The following is a 20,271-nucleotide window of genomic DNA, read 5'->3' on the forward strand; positions in this document are numbered from 1 at the left end:
GCGACGGCACGGAGGGCCAAGTCTGCCTGCAGCCACCGACAGCACTGCTCAGACCAGGAACAGCGCCGTCGAGTCGGGGCCGAGCAGCAGGCCGTCGGGGGCCGGGTCGGCCGGGCCGAAGGTGGCGAGGAGGGTGGTGCAGGTGACGGGGAGGAGCTGCTCGGCGGGCCCGAGGTTGACGGCGAGGCGGTAGCGGCCGCGGTGGACCAGCAGCCAGCGGGCGGCCTCGTCGTGGTCGACCCGGACCTGGGCCAGGTCGGGGTCGGTGAGGGCGGGGTGGGCGCGCCGGAGCTGGATCAGGCGGCGGTACCAGGCGAGGAGTTCGGCGTGCGGCGGAGCGGCGGGCTCGGTCCAGTCGAGGGTGGAGGTCAGCACGGTGGCCGGGGCCTGCGGGTCGGGGATGGCGTCGGCGGACCAGCCGTGGGCGGTGAACTCGCGGCGGCGGCCGCGCCGGACGGCCTCGGCCAGGGCGGGATCGGGGTGGCTGGTGAAGTACTGCCAGGGGGTGCCCGCGCCCCACTCCTCGCCCATGAACAGCATCGGGGTGAAGGGCGAGGTCAGCACCAGCGCGGCCGCAGCGGCCAGTCGGCCGGGGGACAGGGTCGCGGCGAGCCGGTCGCCGAGGGCGCGGTTGCCGATCTGGTCGTGGGTCTGGGAGTAGCCGAGCAGCCGGTGGCCGAACGCCGCCGGGAACGGGCGGCCGTGGCTGCGGCCCCGGAACGAGGACCAGCTGCCGTCGTGGAAGAAGCCCCCGGTCAGGGTCTTGGCCAGCCCGGCCAGCGGGGCCCGGGCGAAGTCGGCGTAGTAGCCCTGGGACTCGCCGGTCAGGGCGGCGTGCAGGGCGTGGTGGAAGTCGTCGCTCCACTGCGCGGTCAGCCCGAGGCCGCCGGCCTGGCGCGGGTTGGTGGTGCGCGGGTCGTTCAGGTCCGATTCGGCCACCAGGAACAGCGGTCGGCCGGTGGCGGCGGCCAAGTGGTCGACCGCGGTGGAGAGTTCCTCCAGGAAGTGGACCGCCCGGTCGTCGGCCAGGGCGTGCACCGCGTCCAGCCGGAGGCCGTCGATCCGGTAGTCGCGGAGCCAGCCGAGCGCGCTGCCGATCAGATAGGACCGGACCTCGTCGGAGCCGGCCGCGTCCAGGTTCACCGCCGAGCCCCACGGGGTCTGGTGCCGGTCGGTGAAGTACGGGCCGTACGCGGGCAGGTAGTTGCCGGACGGGCCGAGGTGGTTGTGCACCACGTCCAGGATCACGCCGAGCCCCTTGCGGTGCGCCGCGTCGACGAACCGCTTCAGGCCCTCGGGCCCGCCGTACGGCTCGTGCACGGCCCAGAGCGAGACCCCGTCGTATCCCCAGCCGTGCCGCCCGGGGAAGGGGCAGACCGGGAGCAACTCCACGAAGTCCACCCCGAGTTCGACCAGGTGGTCGAGCCGCTCGGCGGCCGCCTCGAAGGTGCCGCCCGGGGTGAAGGTGCCGATGTGCAGCTCGTACACCACCGCGCCGGGCAGCGGACGGCCCTGCCACGGGGTGTCGGACCAGTGGAAGGCGGCGTGGTCCACCGGCCGGCTCAGGCCGTCCGGGCCGTACGGCTGGCGCGGGGAGCGCGGGTCGGGCAGCGGCGGGCCGCCGTCCAGCCGGAAGCCGTAGTCGCCGCTCGGGGCGGTGGCGCTCCACCAGCCGTCGTGGCCCGGCCGCCGTGCCATCGGGTGGACCGAGCCGTCGACCTCGACCTCGACCCGGGACGCCTCGGGGGCCCAGACCTGGTACTCCGTCACGCCGTCGCCTCCATGCATCAGGACCTCACCAGCAGCGCGACCGGATGGTCCGTCAGCAGTTCGCCCACCGGCACCCCGGCGCCGTCGAGGCGGCGCTCCGTCAGCAGGTCCGTCCAGGAGCCGGGCGGCAGGTCGAGCACGGTGTCGCGCCAGCCGCCGCCCTGCTCCAGCCCGTACGGCAGCCGGGTGGCCACGCTGACCGTCCGCCCGCCGCGGGCGAAGGCGAGCAGGTGGGCGGCGGCCGGGCCGGTGGCGCCGAGCGGCCGGTACGGGCCCAGCTCGCCGGAGCGGCGCAGCCGCAGGGCGGTCGCGGTGAGGTGCAGCTTCTCCCTGGCCAGGTCGCCGGGGCGGTCGGTGGGGGAGTCGGTCAGCCGGACGGCCAGCGAGCCGAGATCGACCGGGGCCCGGTTGTCCGGGTCGACCAGGGTGTAGAGCGGCTCCTCGCTGCCCTGGAACAGGTCGGGCACGCCCGGCATGGTGAGGTGCAGCAGCGCGGCCGCCAGCGAGTTGCTCCGGGCGTGCGGGGCGATCGCCCGGACGAAGCCGTCGATCCGGGGGCACAGGCCCGGGTTGGCGAGGGCGGCGCGGGCGTACTCGGCCAGCTCGCGTTCGTAGCGCTCGTCGGGGGTGGTCCAGGAGGTGGCGCGCTTGGCCTCGCGGACCGACTTGAGCAGTATCCCGACCAGCCGGTCCGGCTCGACCGGCCAGGCGGCGATCAGGGTCTGCCAGAGCAGCCAGGCGGTCGGCCGGTCCAGGCCCGGACCGGCGGCGGTGGTCCAGGCGGCGCACTCGGCGGCCCAGCGCTCGGGAAGCTCGGCCAGCACGGTCAGCCGGGCCCGGGCGTCGGCGCTGCGCTTGGTGTCGTGGGTGGAGAGCGCCGTCATGGTGTGCGGCCAGTGCTCGGCCAGGTAGCCGCACCAGTCGTGGAACTCGGCCGGGCGCTGGCCGGGGTGGGCGGGGTAGCCGCCGACCTCGTTCAGGCTGAGCAGGGCGTTGAAGCGGTAGAACGCGGTGTCCTCGACGCCCTTGGCCGCCACCGCCGAGGCGGTCTGGCCGAGCCGGGCGCAGAACTCGTCCTTGGCCGGGCTCCGGCCGAGCCGGCCGAGCCCGAGGTCACGGACCAGGGCGGCGGTGTCGGCGAGTTCGGGGGGTACGGCGGCCAGCGCGGCGGTGAGGTCGGCGACCGCCTCGGCCGGGGCGGGCTCGCCGGGGACCACGTACGGGCGGTAGACCGGATAGGCCGTCAGCAGCTCGGCCAGCACGGTTCGGATGGCCGGGGCCGGATGGTCGGCGAGGGCGGGCTCGGCGGCGCAGATCCGCTCCACCAGCCGGACCAGCCGGCCCACCTCGGCGGCCAGCTCGCCGTCGGGCGCGGTCAGTTCGGCCCGGCCCCGGCGGCCCTCCTCGGCGGAGTCGGCGGGTGCGCCGCAGTCCCGCTGGTAGGCGTGCACCAGCCGCTCGGCCCCGGCGTGGTCGGTGAGCACCCCGTCGATCCGGCGCAGCGCGTCGTACCCGGTGGTGCCCGCGCAGGGCCAGTCGGCGGGGAGCCGCTCCGGGCCGGTGAGGATCTTCTCCACCACGGTGTACGCCCCGCCGGTGGCCGCGGCCAGCCTGCGCAGGTAGCCGCGCGGATCGGCCAGGCCGTCCGGGTGGTCGATCCGGAAGCCGTCCAGCACACCGTCGGCGTGCAGCCGCAGCAAGGTGCGGTGGGTCGCCTCGAACACCTCGGGCACCTCGACCCGGACCGCGATCAGCTGGTTCACGGTGAAGAAGCGGCGGTAGTTCAGCTCGCCGTCGGCCAGCCGCCACCAGGCGAGCCGGTACCACTGACGGCGCACCAGCTCGGCCATCGGCAGACCGGCGGTGCCGGGCCGGAGCGGGAAGGCGTGCTCGTGGTAGCGGAGGGTGTCGCCCTCCACGGTCAGCTGGTCGAGCACGGCGCCGAGCCGGTCGCCGAGCAGCGGCAGCAGCAGCCGGCCCCGCCCGGGGGCGTCGGCCGGGCCGGTCTGCGCCGTCCAGTCGATGTCGAACCAGTGCGCGTACGGGGAGTCGGGGCCCTGGCCGAGCACGCTCCAGAGCGGCTGGTTGAGCTGCTCGGGGACGGGCAGGGCCATGTGGTTGGGGACCACGTCGGCGATCAGGCGCAGCTGGTGGCGGTGCGCCTCGGCGGCCAGCTCGCGCAGCGCGCCCTCGCCGCCGAGCTGCTCGCTGACCCGGCCGTGGTCGACCGTGTCGTAGCCGTGGGTGGAGCCGGGGGCGGCCTCCAGCAGCGGTGACAGGTGCAGGTGCGAGACGCCCAGGGCGGCCAGGTAGGGGACGGCGTGCCGGGCGTCGTGCAGGGTGAAGGCGGGCTGGAGCTGGAGCCGGTAGCTGGACGTGGGCGGACCGACGGCGCCCGCCGCCGGGCGTGGCTGCTCGGAGGTCATGCCGGGATGACTACCCGGTGGGCGGGCGGGCCAATGCGGTGTTGGTGCGAACGGCGTAATAGGGACGGTCCGGAGCCCGGGCCGGAACCCCGGGTCAGGCGGGCCGCTGAAGGACCATCAGGGAGCGGTCGGTGAGCCAGAGTGTGTCACCCGCCTTGACCCGGGTGCCCGACCCCGGGGCGGGCAGCACGGCGAGGGTGGTGTCCACCACCGTCTGCCACTCCTGGCCGTGGTCGGCCGGGACGGTGAACTCCAGCGGCTCGGAGTGGGCGTTGAAGAGCAGCAGGAAGGAGTCGTCGACGATCTTGCCGCCGCGCCGGTCCGGCTCGGAGATCGCGTTGCCGTTCAGGAAGACGGTGAGGGACTTGGCGTAGCTGGTGGACCAGTCCTGCTTGGTCATCTCCTCGCCGCCCGGGGTGAACCAGTTGATGTCGGTGAGGTCGTCGTGGGTGCCGGAGACCGGGCGGCCGTGGAAGAACCGGCGGCGGCGGAAGACGGGGTGGTCCCGGCGGAGCCAGATCATGCCCTGGGTGAACTCCAGCAGCTCGGCCTCGGGGGTGCCGGTGTCGGGCCAGTGCACCCAGGAGAGCTCGTTGTCCTGGCAGTAGGCGTTGTTGTTGCCGTCCTGGGTGCGGCCGAGCTCGTCGCCGTGGGACAGCATCGGCACGCCCTGGGAGAGCAGCAGGGTGGCGATGAAGTTCCGCTGCTGACGGGCTCTCAGCGCGAGCACGCCGGGGTCGTCGGTGGCGCCCTCGGCGCCGCAGTTCCACGAGCGGTTGAAGCTCTCGCCGTCGCGGCTGTCCTCGCCGTTGGCCTGGTTGTGCTTCTCGTTGAAGGAGACCAGGTCGCGCAGGGTGAAGCCGTCGTGGCAGGTGACGAAGTTGATCGAGGCGATCGGGCGGCGGCCGTCGTCCTGGTAGAGGTCGGAGGAGCCGGTGAGCCGGGAGCCGAACTCGGCCAGGGTGGCGGCCTCGCCCCGCCAGAGGTCGCGGACGGTGTCCCGGTACATGCCGTTCCACTCCGTCCAGAGCGGGGGGAAGTTGCCGACCTGGTAGCCGCCCTCGCCCAAGTCCCAGGGCTCGGCGATCAGTTTGGCCTGGGAGACCACCGGGTCCTGCTGGCACAGGTCGAAGAACGAGGAGAGCCGGTCCACCTCGTGGAACTGCCGGGCCAGGGTGGCTGCCAGGTCGAAGCGGAAGCCGTCCACGTGCATCTCGGTGACCCAGTAGCGCAGCGAATCCATGATCATCTGGAGTACGTGCGGGCTGCGCATCAGCAGGCTGTTGCCGGTGCCGGTGGTGTCCTCGTAGAACCGCTGGTCCTTGGCGAGGCGGTAGTAGGAGGCGTTGTCCAGGCCGCGGAAGGAGAGCGTCGGGCCGAGGTGGTTGCCCTCGGCGGTGTGGTTGTAGACCACGTCGAGGATGACCTCGATGCCGGCCGCGTGCAGCGCCTTGACCATCGACTTGAACTCCTGCACCTGCTGCCCCCGGTCCCCGCCGGAGGAGTAGGAGGAGTGCGGGGCGAAGAAGCCGATGGTGTTGTAGCCCCAGTAGTTGGACAGCCCGAGGTCGCGCAGCCGGTGGTCCCGGACGAACTGGTGCACCGGCATCAGCTCGATCGCGGTCACCCCGAGCTTGGCCAGGTGCTCGATCACGGCGGGGTGGCCCAGGCCCGCGTAGGTGCCGCGGATCTCGTCCGGGATGCCGGGGTGCAGCTTGGTCAGGCCCTTCACATGGGCCTCGTAGAGCACGGTGCGGTGGTAGTCGGTGCGCGGCGGGCGGTCGTTGCCCCAGTCGAAGTACGGGTTGATCACCACGGAGTGCATGGTGTGCGGCGCCGAATCCAGGTCGTTGCGCCGCTCGGGCGCGCCGAAGTGGTAGCCGTACACCGACTCGTCCCAGTCGATGTGGCCGCTCATCGCCTTGGCGTACGGGTCGAGCAGCAGCTTGGCGCTGTTGTGCCGCTGGCCCAGCCCGGGGTTGTGCGGGCCGTGCACCCGGAATCCGTACTGCTGCCCGGGCTGGATGCCGGGCAGGTAGGCGTGCCGGACGAAGGCGTCCGTCTCCCGGAGCTCGACCGAGGTCTCGGAGCCGTCCTCGCCCAGCAGGCAGAGCTCGATCCGATCGGCGCTCTCGGAGAACACCGCAAAGTTGGTGCCGGCCCCGTCGTAGGTGGCACCGAGAGGGTACGGCTGCCCTGGCCAGACCTGCATATCGCCTCAACTTCCATGGTGCCAACCGGAATTGGCGCTGTGCAGGAATCTGCCCGGCTGGCTGCCGGACCATGTACGGACCCCGCGTACCGTGATGCACGGCACACCGAATCCTGCCCAACCAGGTGCCGCCAGGGCGAGCAATCGGCCGCTACTTCGCCCGAACGAGTGTCCGCCTACTGGCTAATCCCACTTCTCCGAACGGATGGTTGTGCGGACAAGGGGCTGCGCCCCCGCCGACCCGGGCAGTACCCTTGATCGTCCGGCACGCGCTCCGGACACCGTGCGGACGCAGGCTGTGCCCTGGTCGCCATGGTTGAGACAGGGTCAGCGGACGGTCCGTCATCTCGCCGGTCCGCCGGGGGTGGGCCGAGAGTGAGGTAGCGCATGGTGGTCCCCGCAGACGGCCGGGACGGCTCGGAGAGCCCCGGACGGAGCGAGGCACCGACGGTGGTGATGCGCGGCAGGCCGCCGAAGCGCCCGGGCGTGCCGGCCCAGGGCGGCCCGGTCGAGGTCGCGCCGCTGGCCTGGTCCGCCGACCAGTGGGGGCTGGCCGACCGCCGGGTCCGGCTGGCCGGCCGGGCCTACGTCTGGCTCAACCTGGTCGAGCAGCGGCTGCGCGCCCTGGTGGACGAGGTGCTCCGGCCGGTCTACGCGCCCGCGCACGGCGAGGACTGGGTGACCGCCGCCGCGGGCCCGGCCGGCGAGGAGTGGGTGCACCGGGCCGGCGCCGTCCGCGAGGTCAGCCGCCGCAAGGGCTACCTGCTCGACCCGGCCGACGACGACCCGCTGGTCTTCCTCACCCTGCCGCAGCTGCGCGAGCTGATGGTGCAGCACTGGCCGTGCTTCGAGCCCTATCTGATCGACCGTCGGGAGATCGAGCTCGCGCTGGACGAGCTGGAGGTCGCCCGGCACGTGGTCTCCCGCAACCGCAGCCTGTCCGGGACGGTGCTGGCGCAGACCGAGCGGGCCGCCGCCCGGCTGCTCACCCTGCTGGACGGCGGCTCCGGCGGGGTGCCCGCCGACGTGGTCGAGGACCTGGTCGGCGGTCGGTTCGCGGACGTGGTCTCGGTCCACGCCGACCGGGTCAGGCTGCAGCGCGACCTCCCGGTGGAGGACCTGCTGGAGGGGGCCAGGAAGCTGGACGCGCTCGGCGTCGGGCTGGGCATGCTCTGCCAGAACTACACCGGCAAGCGCCTGGTGCGGCTGGCCTCGGAGGGCTGCCGGGTCCGGCTGCTCTTCCTCAACCCGACCAGCAGCGCGGTGCGCCGGCGCGAGCGCGAGCTCGGGCTCGGGCGCGGTGAGCTGGCCCGCTCGATCGAGATGAACATCATGCACGTCCGCCGGGTCCGGGCCCGGCTGCGGGACCAGGCCGGGTTCGAGATCCGGGTCTTCGACGAGATGCCGCGCTTCACCGCCTACCTGGTGGAGGGGGCCAGGCCGCCGGGGCGGCGCCGCTCGGGGGACCTGGGGGTGGTGCAGCCGTACCTGCGCCGGGCGCGCGGGATCGAATCCCCGGCGCTGGTGCTGCGGGGTGGCGCCGGTCAGGAGCCGGGCGGCCAGGAGCCCGGGCTGCTGGAGGTCTACCGGGAGGAGTTCGAAGGGGTCTGGGGGGACTCCCGGGCGGTGTCCTGAGCTGCGGGTCGACAGCCGTACCGGAACGGGGGGCGGCTGACCGAGTGTCGGCGGGCCGCGCCCGGCGGGCCGGGCGGCTGGCCGGGTGTCAGGATGCTGAGCACCGGTGGCCGGTGCCGGGTGCACCGATGACGCGAGCCGCCGGGTCCGCACCAACCCGAGCCCAGGGAGTCCGCCTGATGACCGATCAGACCTGCCCGGCCGGATTCGGCCGCCGCAGTTTCGTCAAGGCCACCACCCTCGCCGCCGGCGCCGTCGCGCTCGGCGGCGGGCCGACTCCCGCCGCCGCGCAGGTGCGCCGACCGCGCGCGGTGCTCCCGTTCCACGGCACCCACCAGGCCGGGATCATCACCCCCGCGCAGGGCTTCGCCAGCTTCACCTCCTTCGCCGTCACCGTGCCCGACCGGGCCGGACTGGAGCAGCTGCTGCGCGACCTGACGGCCCGGATCCGCTTCCTCACCGCAGGCGGCCCCGCCCCCGCCACCGAGCCCGGCGCCCCGCCCGCGGACAGTGGCACGCTGGGCCCGGTGGTCCCCGCCGACAGCCTCACCGTCACGGTCGGCGTCGGCGCCACCCTGTTCGACAGCCGCTACGGCCTGGCCCGGGTGCAGCCCGCCCGGCTGAACCAGATGCGGCTGTTCCGCGGCGACCGGCCGCGCGCCGGGGCGCTGCACGGCGACCTCTCGCTCCAGCTCTGCGCGGACAGCCAGGACGTCATCATGTACGCGCTGCGCGACCTCGCCCGCCGCACCCGGGGCCGGCTGCAGCCGCTCTGGCGCACCGACGGCCACCTCAACCCGGCCCGGCCGGACGGCGCCCAGCGCAACGTGATGGGCTTCAAGGACGGCATCGTCAACCCCGACCCGGCCTCGGCCCGCGAGCTGGACCGGCTGGTCTGGGTGGTGCCCGGCGGCGGCGAGCCCGCCTGGGCCGAGGGCGGCAGCTACCAGGTGCTGCGCACCGTCCGGGTGCTCTGCGAGGCCTGGCAGGAGGTCCCGCTGGAGCGGCAGGAGCGGATGATCGGCCGCCGCCGCGACTCCGGCGCCCCGCTGGACGGGACGAAGGAGACCGACCTGCCGGACTACACCAAGGACCCGGCCGGGGCCGTCACCCCGCTCGACTCGCACATCCGGCTGGCCAACCCGCGCACCCCCGAGACCGACGACTCCCGGATCCTGCGCCGGGGCTACACCTACGACCGGGGCCTGGCCGAGGACGGCCGGATCGACACCGGGCTGGCCTTCTGCTGCTACCAGCAGGACGTGGTGCGGCAGTTCGAGGCGGTGCAGCGGCGGCTGGAGAACGAGCCGCTGGCCGACTTCCTGGTCTGCACCGGCGGCGGCTACTTCTTCGCCCTGCCGGGCGTCGTGGACGCGAACGACTGGCTCGGCCGGGGAATGCTGGCCGGGTGAGCCGGCCGGTCCGACGACTGCTGGCCGGTACCCGGAGGTTCCTGCTGTCACTGGTGCGCGCGATGATGGGGACTTCGCGACGGACCGACGGAAGGACATCTCGGATGAGCTGGTGGAAGGAGCCTCTGGTCGGCTTCGACCTGGAGACCACGGGCACCGACCCGGCGAGCTCCCGGATCGTCACCGCGGCACTGGTGGACACCTTCGGGCCCCGGCCCGAGCGGGTGCTGAACTGGCTGCTGGACCCGGGCGTCCCGGTGCCCGCCGAGGCGACGGCGATCCACGGCATCAGCGACGAGCAGGCCCGCCGGGACGGCCGCCCGGCCGCGATGGCGGTGGAGGAGATAGCCAACGCGCTCTGCGAGCGCCTGCTGGCGGGCCGTCCGGTGGTGGCCTTCAACGCCCCGTTCGACCTCTCCCTGCTGGACGCCGAGCTGGCCAGGCATGGCCGGCCCTCGCTGGCCGACCGCCTCGGCGGCGCGGTGGCCCCGGTGATCGACGCCCTGGTGATCGACCGCGCGGTCGACAAGTACCGCCGCGGCTCCCGCACCCTGCAGCACGTCTGCACGGTCTACGGTGTCGAGCTGACGGACGCCCACGAGGCGGGCAGCGACGCGCTGGCCGCCGTCCGGGTCGCGGTCGCGCTCGGCGAGCGCTACCCCGCCGAGGTCGGCGGGCTGACGCTCGACCAGCTGCACACCCGTCAGATCGGCTGGTACCGCAGCTGGGCCGAGGACCTGCAGTCCTGGCTCCGGCGCGAGAAGGACCCGGCCGCCGAGGTCGACTCCACCTGGCCGCTGCGCTGATCCACCGGGCCGCTGCGCCGGGGCCGGTCAGACGGCCGGGAAGTCGAAGGCGTACCCCTGGGCGATGAGCCAGGGGAGGAGCCGGCCCAGGGCGGCGACGGTCTGGCTGCGGTCGCCGCCGGCGTCGTGCAGCAGGACCACCCCGCCCGGGCGCAGCTCGCGCTGGACGGTGGCGACGATCGCGGGGGTGCCGGGGCGGGCCCAGTCACGGGGGTCGACCGACCAGCCGAGCGGGCGCAGGCCGTGCTGCGCGGCGATCAGCTGGTTGTCGGCGGTGAACGCACCGCCCGGCGCCCGGAACCAGGCGACCTCGGTGCCCGCGCCGCCCGCTCCGACGATCATCTCCTCGGCGGCGGTGATCTCGTACTCCTGCTGCTGGCGCGGGAGCGCGGCGAAGGGCTGCGGGTGGTTCACGCTGTGGTCGCAGAGCCGGTGCCCCTCGGCCCTGATCCGCTTGACGGCGGCCGGGTGGGCGGTCGCGTTCCGGCCGGTCACGCAGAAGGTGGCCCGGGCCCCGTACCGGGCGAGCAGGTCGAGCACCGCACCGGTGGCGGCGCCTGGGCCGTCGTCGAAGGTCAGCGCCACGGTCCGGCCGCCGGAGGCGGTGCTGCGCACCACCGAGCTCGAAGTCCCGGGCGCCGGTGGCGGCTTGGGCGTGGCCGGGGCGGTGGGTGGCGGCTTGGGGGTGTCGCTGCTCGGCCTGCCGGTCGGCGGCGCGGGCGGGGGCGGCGCGCTGCTGCTGGACGGGCTGGTGGCCGGTCGGGGCGGCAGGGAGGGCGACGGTGTCGGCGACCCGGGCGGACTGGAGGCGGGCGAGGGGGAGACCGGATGGCCGACCGGTGCGGCCGAACTCGGTTCGGGGTGCGGTGCGTTGGTGCAGGAGAGCAGCAGCGCGGCGGCGAGCAGGGCGGTGAGGCCGTACCGGGTGCGGCGGTCGGGGCGGATCCGCATGGCGACGACTCCTGACGTCGTACCGGCCGCCCGGGCAGGGCGTCCGCCCGAGTGGACGTCAGGAGCGTATGCGCCGGTTCCGAAGGCGTGTACGAACGGGCGCGGGTCAGAACGGGTACCAGCGCACCGACGTGGCCCCGTCCCGGAGCGAGCCGACCCGGCGGGTGAACTCGGCCAGCGCGGCGGGATTCCCGGGCACCTGCTGGGCGACCCAGGAGGCGCTCGCGGTCTCCCGGGCACCGCGCAGCACCGCGAAGCCGGGCCAGTCCCGGACGTCCCACCCGTACGCCGCGGTGAAGGCCAGGTACTCCGCGCCGGGGACGCCGTACCGGTCGTGGCTGAGTGCGAGCACCACCAGGTCGTGTTCGCGCAGGTCGCCGGAGATGGTCTCCAGGTCGAGCAGGACGGGGCCGTCGGGGCCGACCCGGACATTGCGCGGGAGGGCGTCGCCGTGGATCACCCCGGGGGCCAACTCCGGTACCAGCTCCGCGATCGCTGCCAGCTGATCGGCGCTGCGGGCGCGCAGGAAGGCGACGTCGGCCGGGTCGACGTGCCCCTCCGCGCCGGCCAGCCAGCGGTCGACGGGGGCGAGCAGCTCGCGCGGGGGGAGGGCGAACGGCGGGGCCGGCAGTGCGTGCAGGGCGCGCAGCAGCGGGGCCAGGTCGGCGGCGACGGCGGGGCGGACGGCGGGGGCCAGCCGGTGCCAGAAGCTGACGGGGTGTCCGTCCACCAGCACCGGCTCGGGCAGGTACGGCCGGACCACCGGGATGCCCTGCCCGGCCAGCCAGCCGGAGACGGCCAGTTCGCGCCCGGCCCGGTCGGCCACCGCCGGGCCGCGGCCGACCTTGGCCACCACGGCCGGGTCGCCGAGGTCGAAGGCGGCGTTCTCGCCGAGGGCCAGCAGCTCCGCCCCGGCCGGCCCCGGGAGCCCGGCGGCCGCACAGGCCCGGGTGAGCAGGGAGCGGGCGGCGGCGTCGAAGGTGCTCATACCGGCATCATCGCGCAGGCCGGCCGGGGTCGGCCGGGGGCCGGATCTCCTCCTTGAGGGCAGCGGCACTCCACCCTGAGGGGGAGGCGTCTCCGTCTGGAGCAGGAGGAACGCGGGCTCGGCACCGGGTCAAGATGGGGTGGGGTCGTTTCGCGGCCCCGGGGGGTGCACCGACCGGAGCCCGCCTGCCCGGTCGCGGGGCGGCTCACGTAGGATGCTCACACTTACTTACCTGCCGACCGGCTAGGAGCCTCCGGGCCCGGCCGTTCACAGCCGTCGCCCAGTGTCCCGTCCCCCAAGGGCTGCGGTGAACCATGCCCAGGAGGCACAGCGAGCATGTTCCACCGGATCGGACAATTCGTCGTCAAGCGCGCCTGGTGGGTGATCCTCGCCTGGATCGTCGCCGCCGTCGCCATCGTCGCGACCGCGCCCAAGCTGACCGCACAGAGCGACGCGAGCGACTTCCTGCCGCGGCACTACGAGTCCATCCGGGCCTCGGTGGTGCAGCAGAACGCGTTCCCCGCCAACTTCACCCCGTCGGCCATGGTGCTCTTCGAGCGTACCGACGGCGCCCCGCTCGACGAAGCGGACAAGGCCACCATGGCCAAGGTCGTCCAGGGCCTGACGGACAAGAAGGTCAAGTTCGTCGAGCAGGTGACCCCGGTCACCCCGCAGGGCACCTCGAAGGACGGCAAGTACGCCCTCTCCATGGTCGGCATGGAGAAGGACGCGGCCTACAAGCCCGAGGCCGCCGACTCCGCCAAGGAGCTGCGCGAGACGGCCAAGCAGCTGGCCGAGGGCAGCGCCCTCAAGGTCCAGCTCGGCGGCCAGGCCGCGCAGAACCTGGACCAGAAGGACTCCGGTGAGCTCGCCAACGCGCTGATCGGCATCGGCACGATCGTGATCATCATGCTCACGCTCGGCATCATCTTCCGCAGCCCGATCATCGCGCTGCTGCCGGTGATCTCGGTCTTCGTCTACTCGATGGTGGCCAACGGCCTGATCGGGTACGCGGTGAAGGCCTTCGGTCTCAAGGCCGACAACTCGGTCTCGGCGATCCTGATCATCGTGTTGTTCGGTGTCGGCACCGACTACTTCCTGTTCCTGATGTTCCGTTACCGCGAGCGGCTGCGGGCCGGCGACAACCGCAAGGACGCGGTGGCCAACGCGGTCGGCCGGGTCGGCGAGGCGATCACCTCCGCCGCCGGTGCCGTGATCGTGGCCTTCGCCGTGCTGCTGCTCTCCAGCCTCGGCATGTTCAAGGCGATGGGCCCCTCGCTGGCCATCGCGGTCGCGGTCACCGCGCTCGCCTCGGTCACCCTGGTGCCCGCGATCCTGTCGCTGATCCCGGAGAAGGTGCTGTTCTGGCCCTCGAAGGCCTGGCAGAAGGAGCCGAAGAACGCCCGCTTCGCCGTGCTCGGCGAGACGGTCAAGCGCCGCCCGCTGATGGTCGCGCTGGTCTCCGGCGGTCTGCTGCTGGCCTTCTCGGCGGCCGCGCTCGGCTACAAGGGCACCTTCGACCTGGCGGCCGGCTCGATGCCGAAGTCCAAGGAGTCGATGGTCGTCCAGGACACCCTGATGAAGGCGTTCTCGGCCGGCGCCGCCGACCCGAGCCACGTCTACCTGACCGCCAAGGACGGCGCCAAGCTCGACCCGGCCGGCTTCGAGGGCTACGCCGCCGCGCTCGGCAAGGTCGACGGGGTGGACAAGTCCTTCCCGCAGCCCAACCTCAGCAAGGACGGCGGCACCGCCGACTTCACCGTCCTGCTGAAGGACGGCCCGGCCACCAACGAGGCGATCGACACCGTCACCGACCTGCGCAAGGTGGCCCACGCCTCCGCGCCGGCCGGGACCGAGGCCTACGTCGGCGGTCTGACCTCCGTCTACAAGGACATCAACTCCGCGATGGCCCGCGACTACTCGCTGGTCTTCCCGATCGCGGCGCTGCTGATCATGGTGATCCTCGGCCTGCTGCTGCGCAGCGCGGTCGCACCCTGGTACCTGATGGTGGCCGTCGGCCTCGGCTTCACCGCCACCATCGGCGCCACCAGCCTGATGTTCCAGCACGTCCAGGGCGAGACCGGCCTGATGTTCATGCTGCCGATGCTGATCTACCTGTTCGTGGTGGCGATCGGCACCGACTACAACATCCTGATGATCGCCCGCCTCCGCGAGGAGGCGGCCGAGGGCCACAGCCCGCGCGAGGCCGCCGCACTGGCGGTCAAGCACGGCGGTCCGACCGTCGCGGCGGCCGGCTTCATCCTGGCCGGCACCTTCGGCACGATGCTGCTCGCGGGCAACATCTTCTTCAGCGAGATCGGCTTCTCGGTGGCCTTCGGCATCATCGTGTCGGCCTTCGTGATGTCGATGTTCTTCACCCCGGCGCTGACCGCGCTGCTCGGCAAGTGGGCCTGGTGGCCCGGCCACGCCGAGCTGCCCGGGCACGAGGCCGAGGCCTCGCTCGAGAAGGAGCCGCAGCCGGCCGGTCAGCACTGACCCGACGGCCCTGAACGGTGTGCGGGAGCGGTGGGCGGCGATCATGCCGCCCACCGCTCCGGTGCAGGTGGGCGGCACAGATGAACGCAGTGTGTCGGCTTCCGGCCGTGGGCCGATCGGGGGAAATTCTCCGATCATCTCGGGCGGCCCCGTGCTACAGTCGACTCAGTTGCAGTTTTGGTTCCCATGAACGTACGTGTGCGCCTGCTGGTACCAACCAACAGGCGCATTTGTTTTGTCCGGTGTTCTACCTCCGGATGGGGATCGCGGCTACTTGGGGCCTGCGAGGTGTGGGTCCCTTGCCCCAGCAGAAGGAGACGGTTATGGCTACCGGCACCGTGAAGTGGTTCAACTCGGAAAAGGGCTTCGGCTTCATCGAGCAGGAGGGTGGCGGCCCGGACGTGTTCGCCCACTACTCCAACATCCAGGCCAACGGCTTCCGTGAGCTCGTTGAGGGCCAGCACGTGGAGTTCGACGTCACGCAGGGCCAGAAGGGCCCGCAGGCCGAGAACATCCGCATCGCCGGCTGAAGCTCAGTCTTCGCGTAGCGAGGGCCCGCACCGCATGGTGCGGGCCCTCGTTCATGCCGCCGAACGGCCGGGGCGGCGCACACAAACTCCTGACGGCCGACCTCTCCCAGCTTCCGGGCCGGGAGTGCCACTTTCTGGTCCTTCGCCACGCGTACAGCCGTGGCCATCGGCCGCCCAGGACGGAGAACACATGACCACGCCTGCCCGCCCGCCGCGCAACCGTCGCAGCCCGCAGCAGTCCACCGGCCGCCCGCCCCGCACCGGCACCAGCAGCGGCGGCCTCGCCCGCACCGGCGGCGGCAACCGCCGCCCGCAGCGCAGCGCCGCCTCGCAGCAGCCGCCCGCCGACTTCACCGTCGTCGAGGGCACCCCGGCCCGGCCGCCGGCCGCCACCTTCGCCGAGCTGGAGATGCCCAAGGGCCTGCTCTCCGCGCTGGGCAAGGAGGGCGTCACCGAGCCCTTCCCGATCCAGTCCGCCACCCTGCCGGACGCGCTGGCCGGCCGGGACGTGCTCGGCCGCGGCCGTACCGGCTCCGGCAAGACCCTCGCCTTCGGCCTCTCGCTGCTGGCCCGCACGGCCGGCAAGCGGGCCGACGCCCGGCACCCGCTGGCCCTGGTGTTGGTGCCGACCCGCGAGCTGGCCCAGCAGGTCACCGAGGCGCTCACCCCGTACGCCACCGCGGTCAACCTGCGGATCGCCACCGTGGTCGGCGGCATGTCGATCACCCGGCAGGCGAACGCCGTCCGCCGCGGCGCCGAGGTCCTGGTCGCCACCCCCGGCCGCCTGGACGACCTGATCAACCGTCAGGACGTCCGGCTGGACGACGTGCAGATCACCGTCCTCGACGAGGCCGACCAGATGGCCGACATGGGCTTCCTGCCCCAGGTCACCAAGCTGCTGGAGCAGGTCGCCGAGGGCGGCCAGACCATGCTCTTCTCGGCCACCCTGGACCGGAACGTGGACCGCCTGGTGCGGCGCTTCCTGACCGACCCGGTGACCCACTCGGTCGACCCGTCGGCCGGCGCGGTCACCACCATGGACCACCACGTGCTCCAGCTGGACGCCACCGACAAGGTCTCGGTCACCGCGCACATCGCCTCCCGCGACGGCCGGATGATCATGTTCGTGCACACCAAGCACGGTGCCGACCGCCTGGCCAAGCAGCTGCTGGCCGCGGGCGTGAAGGCGGCCGCGCTGCACGGCGGCAAGTCGCAGCCGCAGCGCAACCGGGTGCTGGACCAGTTCCGTGAGGGGCAGATCACCGCGCTGATCGCCACCAACGTCGCGGCCCGCGGCATCCACATCGACGGTCTCGACCTGGTCGTGAACGTGGACCCGCCGATCGACCACAAGGACTACCTGCACCGCGGCGGCCGTACCGCCCGGGCCGGCGAGTCCGGCACCGTGGTGACCCTGGTGCTGCCCGAGCAGCGCCGCGAGGTCACCCGCCTGATGACCACCGCCGGCATCCGCCCGACCACCACCAAGGTCCGTCCGGGCGACGCCGAGCTGACCCGGATCACCGGTGCCCGCACGCCCAGCAACATCCCGGTGACGCTGGCCCCGGTGGCCACCGCCGACGCGGCGGCCGCTTCGGCCCAGCCGCGCCGCCGCGCCCCCAAGCGCTCCGGCCTGCCGGCCGACGTGGACATGAACGGCAACGCCCGCCGTTCGCGCCCCAAGCAGCGGATGGGCGCGGGTGCCGCCACCGGTGGCGGCTCCGGCCGTGCCGCGGGTGCGGGCAACGGCCGTACGGCCGCCGGGTTCATCGGCAAGTCGGCGGGCAGCAAGCCGGGTTCGGGTTCCAAGACCGGCTCCAACTACGGCACCGGCCGCCAGCGCCGCAAGTCCGACTGACCCTTCGGGACTCCTCGCACAGGGGCACCGGGCCGACAGGCCTGGTGCCCCTGTGGCGTTCCCGCGACGATCCGCCCATCGAACGGGCATGTCAGGGGAGTTGGACGGTGTGTTAGCTTCTTCCCGGCCTCGTCACGGGGTCGAGACCACGGGGGAAGGAAGCCTGCCATGTCGGGTGAGTACAGGGTCGATCCGGAGGCGATACGGCGGTTCGGCCGTACCTCCGCCACCCGGGCGGACCAGGTGCGCGAGATCCGCGCACAGCTGGGCGGGCACTGGCTGCAGCCCGGCAGCTTCGGCAAGCTGCCGGAGTCGGACGAGATAGCCGCCGACTACCAGGAGCGGCACGAGGCCGCGGTGGTCAACCTGATCTCCGCCGCCGACACCATGGAGCGGATCGCCGAGCACGCGGACGCGCTGGCCCGCTCGTACGAGAACGCCGACCAGGCCGTGGTCGAGAACATGCAGGCCATGACCAAGGGGCTGGGCGCATGAGCGGCCCGGCGTCCGAGGCGGTCAACGCCTATGTGAAGATCGACAACTGGCTCAGCCCGCTGGGCAGCGTGGTGGACGCCATCCTGCGTCCGATCGTCGAGCCGTTCGCGGAGATGCTGGAGTTCGTCACCGGCGACCCGGAGGGCCTCGAGGAGGCGGCCGAGCTCTGGAAGAAGCAGGCGGAGGCACTCCGCGAGGTGGTGGCCGACCAGCGCCGGGACCGGGCCGGGCTCGCCAACGACTGGCAGGGGCAGGCCGCCGACCAACTCCAGCAGGAACTCGCCGACTACGAGACGGCGTTGGAGGAGGAGGCGGACGACATGGAGAACACCGCCTACCACCTCGAGGAGGCCGCCGCGCAGTGCCGGGTGGCCCAGGACCTGGTCGAGACGGTGATCCGCGAGCTGATCGAGTGGGCGATCATCACCTTCGCCGCCTCGGTCGCCTTCAGCGTCATCACGGCCGGTGTCTCGCTCGCCGCAGAGGCGGCCGCCGCGGCCGCCGAAGGGGCCATCGCCAGCGCCCGGATCGCCAACCTGGTCCGGAAGTTGGCGACCGCGCTGAAGAAGGTGGCGGACGCCATGAAGGCGCTCAAGCTGGCCTCCAAGCGCCCGCACCTGAACCCGAAGAAGCCGTGGACCTGGAACAAGCCGCTGGACGTGGAGGCCTACGCCTCCAAGGTGGTGGTGAAGACGGTCGGGAAGACCGCGCTGCACGGGGTCGGACTCACCGGTGACCCGGTCGGCGAGACCTTCAAGACGGCGGTTCAGGACGGTCTGGCCTTCGGCGCCGACGAGGCGGACAAGCGGACCAACCCCGAGAACCTGCCGCCGACCGTAGAGTTGACCCCGGAGCAGCGCAAGCAGCGCTTCGACCAGGCCTTCGGCTGAGCCGGGCCACGGGACGGGACCGAGGGAAGGGGGCGCGCGATGCTGCAGGCGGTACGCGAGGCCGTGGAGCCGCTGTTGGAGCCGGGCGAGCGCCTGGCCGAGGCGGCGAAGGTCACGCTGGTGCCGGGCATCCCGCGCCCGCCCGAGGAGTTGCTGGCGCCCCGTCGGCCGAACGCGCTGGAGCAGCGGTTGACCAAGCCGTTCGGCGTCCTGCGCCGGGCGTACACGGTGGTCAACCCGGTGTCGGCGGCGGTCGGCGGGGTCGAGGACCGGATGATGGACGCGGTGCCGGACCACCTGGTGCACGGCACCGGGATGGACGGCGGCTGGGCCAGCGCGGCCGGGCGGTTCGTGGTCCGGATGTACGAGGAGGGCGGCGCCACCACCGGCCTGCTGGCGGTCACCGACCGGCGGGTGCTGATGGTGGTGGACCAGGCGGCGCTCTGGCAGCTGTTCAGCGAGAAGCACGCCGTGCACTGGGCCGCCCCGCGGGGCGAGGTGGTGCAGTTCCGCCGCAACGCCACCGGGGTGCTCCAGCGCGGCCGGATCGACCTGGTGTTCCGGGACGGCTCCTGGGCCGGCGTCACCGCCGACCTGCCCCGCAACGCCGACCCGCTGGTGGCCGCCTTCCACGGGTAGGCTCGCCGGGTGAACGGACTGACCGCGCAGGAGCACTGCCTGGACGAGCTGCTGACCGCCCTCGGCGTGGTCTGGAGCGAGTCGCCGGACCCCCGGGTGGAGGCGCTGGCGGAGCGGTACCCGGACTACCGCTGCTACCACCGGATCGGCCACAAGCGGCAGTTGGCGCTGCGGGCGCTGGAAGCGGATCGGCGGCTGGTGCTCGGGCACTACCCGGCGGTGCTGCGCGCGGTGGTGGCGGACCGGGACGTGAACTCGCCGCGCTGGCTGGTGGTGGTGCTGGCCTCGGCGGTGGGGCGCCGCCGGGCGGAGGCGGACCTGCTGGCGGCGGGTGCTTCGGCGGACGCGCTCCGCTGGGCCCGCGGCTGACGTTGCGTTACGCGGCTGACGTTGCGCTGCGCTGCGCGGCGGCGCCCGACCGGGCCAGGTCGTAGCGCCGGAGCAGCAGTCGGGCGATCTCCGGCGCGGCGCCCAGGACGGGGGCGACGGTGTCGACCCCGGCGGCCGCGGCGGCGGTGGTGATCCGGTCCGGCAGCAGGCCGGGGGCGAGCAGGTAGGGCGCGACGGCGATCCGGCGCAGGCCCCGGGCCCGCAGCGCGGCCACGGCGTCGGCCAGTTGGGGCGGGGCGGCGGAGGCGTGCGCGACCTCGACGGCGGCGAAGCCCCGGGTGCGGCGGTACTCGGCGGCTACCGCGCGGGTGGCGGCGTTCGCGGCCCGGTCGGAGGAGCCGGCGGCGGCCAGCACCAGGCCGGTCCGGTGCGCATCGGCCGGGTCGAAGCCGGCCTCGGCCAGCCGCCGGTCCAGTGCGTCCAGCAGCAGCGGGGAGGGGCCGAGCACATCGGCGAGCGGCAGGTCGGCCCCGGCCTCGCGGAGGGCGGCCGGGATGTCGCTGCGGGCGTGGAAGGCCCGGTTGAGCAGCAGCGGCACGGCGACGGCGGTGCTGGTGCGGTCGACCGCCCGGTCCAGCCGGGGGGTGCAGTGGTCCAGGTACGCGGCGCTGATCCGGAGCCCGGGGCGGAGCGAACGGACCTGCTGGACCAGCTCGTTCACGGTGGCGGCGTGCCGGGGGTCCCGGCTGCCGTGGGCGATCAGCAGCAGGGCGGGGCTGCCCGCACCGATGGTGCGCGGCGGTGCGGGCAGCTGGCCGTGGTGCATGGTGGAC

The 20,271-nt window shown here is 73.5% G+C and carries 16 protein-coding genes; 10 read left to right on the plus strand and 6 right to left on the minus strand.

What is annotated here, in order from left to right; translation table 11 throughout:
- Positions 1-48 precede the first annotated feature (48 nt).
- The 3 genes from treZ to glgX all read right to left on the minus strand — a co-directional run bounded on the left by treZ (position 49) and on the right by glgX (position 6,408).
- Complete coding sequence (gene treZ / locus ABT118_RS15440; protein ID WP_502884556.1) at positions 49-1,788, minus strand: malto-oligosyltrehalose trehalohydrolase; 1,740 nt, start codon at positions 1,786-1,788, stop codon at positions 49-51.
- A complete protein-coding gene (treY, locus tag ABT118_RS15445) occupies positions 1,788-4,196 on the minus strand; it encodes a malto-oligosyltrehalose synthase (protein ID WP_350668720.1) in 2,409 nt (802 codons plus the stop codon). Before treY ends, treZ begins: the two co-directional genes overlap by 1 nt.
- A gap of 94 nt (positions 4,197-4,290) precedes the next feature.
- A complete protein-coding gene (glgX, locus tag ABT118_RS15450) occupies positions 4,291-6,408 on the minus strand; it encodes a glycogen debranching protein GlgX (protein WP_350668725.1) in 2,118 nt (705 codons plus the stop codon).
- 387 nt (positions 6,409-6,795) lie between these two features.
- On the opposite strand from glgX, the gene ABT118_RS15455 reads away from it, so the two are divergent.
- From ABT118_RS15455 to ABT118_RS15465, 3 genes are all read left to right on the plus strand, one after another.
- Positions 6,796-8,043, plus strand: a complete 1,248-nt coding sequence (locus ABT118_RS15455) for a DUF5919 domain-containing protein (RefSeq protein WP_502884557.1) — start codon at positions 6,796-6,798, stop codon at positions 8,041-8,043.
- 179 nt (positions 8,044-8,222) lie between these two features.
- Positions 8,223-9,455, plus strand: coding sequence for a Dyp-type peroxidase (locus ABT118_RS15460; RefSeq protein WP_350668729.1), 1,233 nt, complete (start codon positions 8,223-8,225; stop codon positions 9,453-9,455).
- 104 nt (positions 9,456-9,559) lie between these two features.
- Positions 9,560-10,261: an exonuclease domain-containing protein gene (locus ABT118_RS15465; RefSeq protein WP_350668734.1), complete on the plus strand. Its 702-nt coding sequence runs from the start codon at positions 9,560-9,562 to the stop codon at positions 10,259-10,261.
- Positions 10,262-10,288: 27 nt separating this feature from the next.
- Here ABT118_RS15465 and ABT118_RS15470 read toward each other — a convergent pair whose 3' ends face one another.
- Positions 10,289-11,212: a polysaccharide deacetylase family protein gene (locus tag ABT118_RS15470; RefSeq protein ID WP_350668737.1), complete on the minus strand. Its 924-nt coding sequence runs from the start codon at positions 11,210-11,212 to the stop codon at positions 10,289-10,291.
- Positions 11,213-11,318: 106 nt separating this feature from the next.
- Positions 11,319-12,200 carry a phosphotransferase gene (locus ABT118_RS15475; protein WP_350668740.1) on the minus strand — a complete coding sequence of 294 codons (882 nt, stop codon included), beginning with the start codon at positions 12,198-12,200 and terminating at the stop codon, positions 11,319-11,321.
- Between the two features lie 336 nt (positions 12,201-12,536).
- Here ABT118_RS15475 and ABT118_RS15480 point away from each other — a divergent pair, with 336 nt between their 5' ends.
- From ABT118_RS15480 to ABT118_RS15510, 7 genes are all read left to right on the plus strand, one after another.
- Entirely contained in the window at positions 12,537-14,696 is a 2,160-nt protein-coding gene (locus tag ABT118_RS15480) for an MMPL family transporter (protein WP_350668742.1), read from the plus strand.
- A 323-nt stretch (positions 14,697-15,019) separates the two neighbouring features.
- Positions 15,020-15,226: a cold-shock protein gene (locus ABT118_RS15485; protein ID WP_184921076.1), complete on the plus strand. Its 207-nt coding sequence runs from the start codon at positions 15,020-15,022 to the stop codon at positions 15,224-15,226.
- A 190-nt stretch (positions 15,227-15,416) separates the two neighbouring features.
- Complete coding sequence (locus tag ABT118_RS15490; protein WP_350668746.1) at positions 15,417-17,084, plus strand: DEAD/DEAH box helicase; 1,668 nt, start codon at positions 15,417-15,419, stop codon at positions 17,082-17,084.
- A 168-nt stretch (positions 17,085-17,252) separates the two neighbouring features.
- Complete coding sequence (locus tag ABT118_RS15495; RefSeq protein ID WP_350668749.1) at positions 17,253-17,579, plus strand: DUF2563 family protein; 327 nt, start codon at positions 17,253-17,255, stop codon at positions 17,577-17,579.
- Entirely contained in the window at positions 17,576-18,469 is an 894-nt protein-coding gene (locus tag ABT118_RS15500; protein WP_350668751.1) for a WXG100 family type VII secretion target, read from the plus strand. The genes ABT118_RS15495 and ABT118_RS15500 overlap by 4 nt, the downstream gene beginning before the upstream one ends.
- Positions 18,470-18,508: 39 nt before the next feature.
- Positions 18,509-19,108 carry a hypothetical protein gene (locus ABT118_RS15505; protein ID WP_350668753.1) on the plus strand — a complete coding sequence of 200 codons (600 nt, stop codon included), beginning with the start codon at positions 18,509-18,511 and terminating at the stop codon, positions 19,106-19,108.
- 9 nt (positions 19,109-19,117) lie between these two features.
- Positions 19,118-19,477, plus strand: a complete 360-nt coding sequence (locus ABT118_RS15510; protein ID WP_350668754.1) for a hypothetical protein — start codon at positions 19,118-19,120, stop codon at positions 19,475-19,477.
- A gap of 7 nt (positions 19,478-19,484) precedes the next feature.
- Here ABT118_RS15510 and ABT118_RS15515 read toward each other — a convergent pair whose 3' ends face one another.
- The gene (locus ABT118_RS15515; RefSeq protein WP_350668758.1) at positions 19,485-20,264 is read right to left on the minus strand and encodes a sirohydrochlorin chelatase; all 780 of its coding nucleotides are present in this window, start codon (positions 20,262-20,264) and stop codon (positions 19,485-19,487) included.
- Positions 20,265-20,271: the final 7 nt, after the last annotated feature.

This window comes from Kitasatospora sp. NPDC002040 (assembly GCF_040296785.1).
GTDB lineage: Bacteria > Actinomycetota > Actinomycetes > Streptomycetales > Streptomycetaceae > Kitasatospora.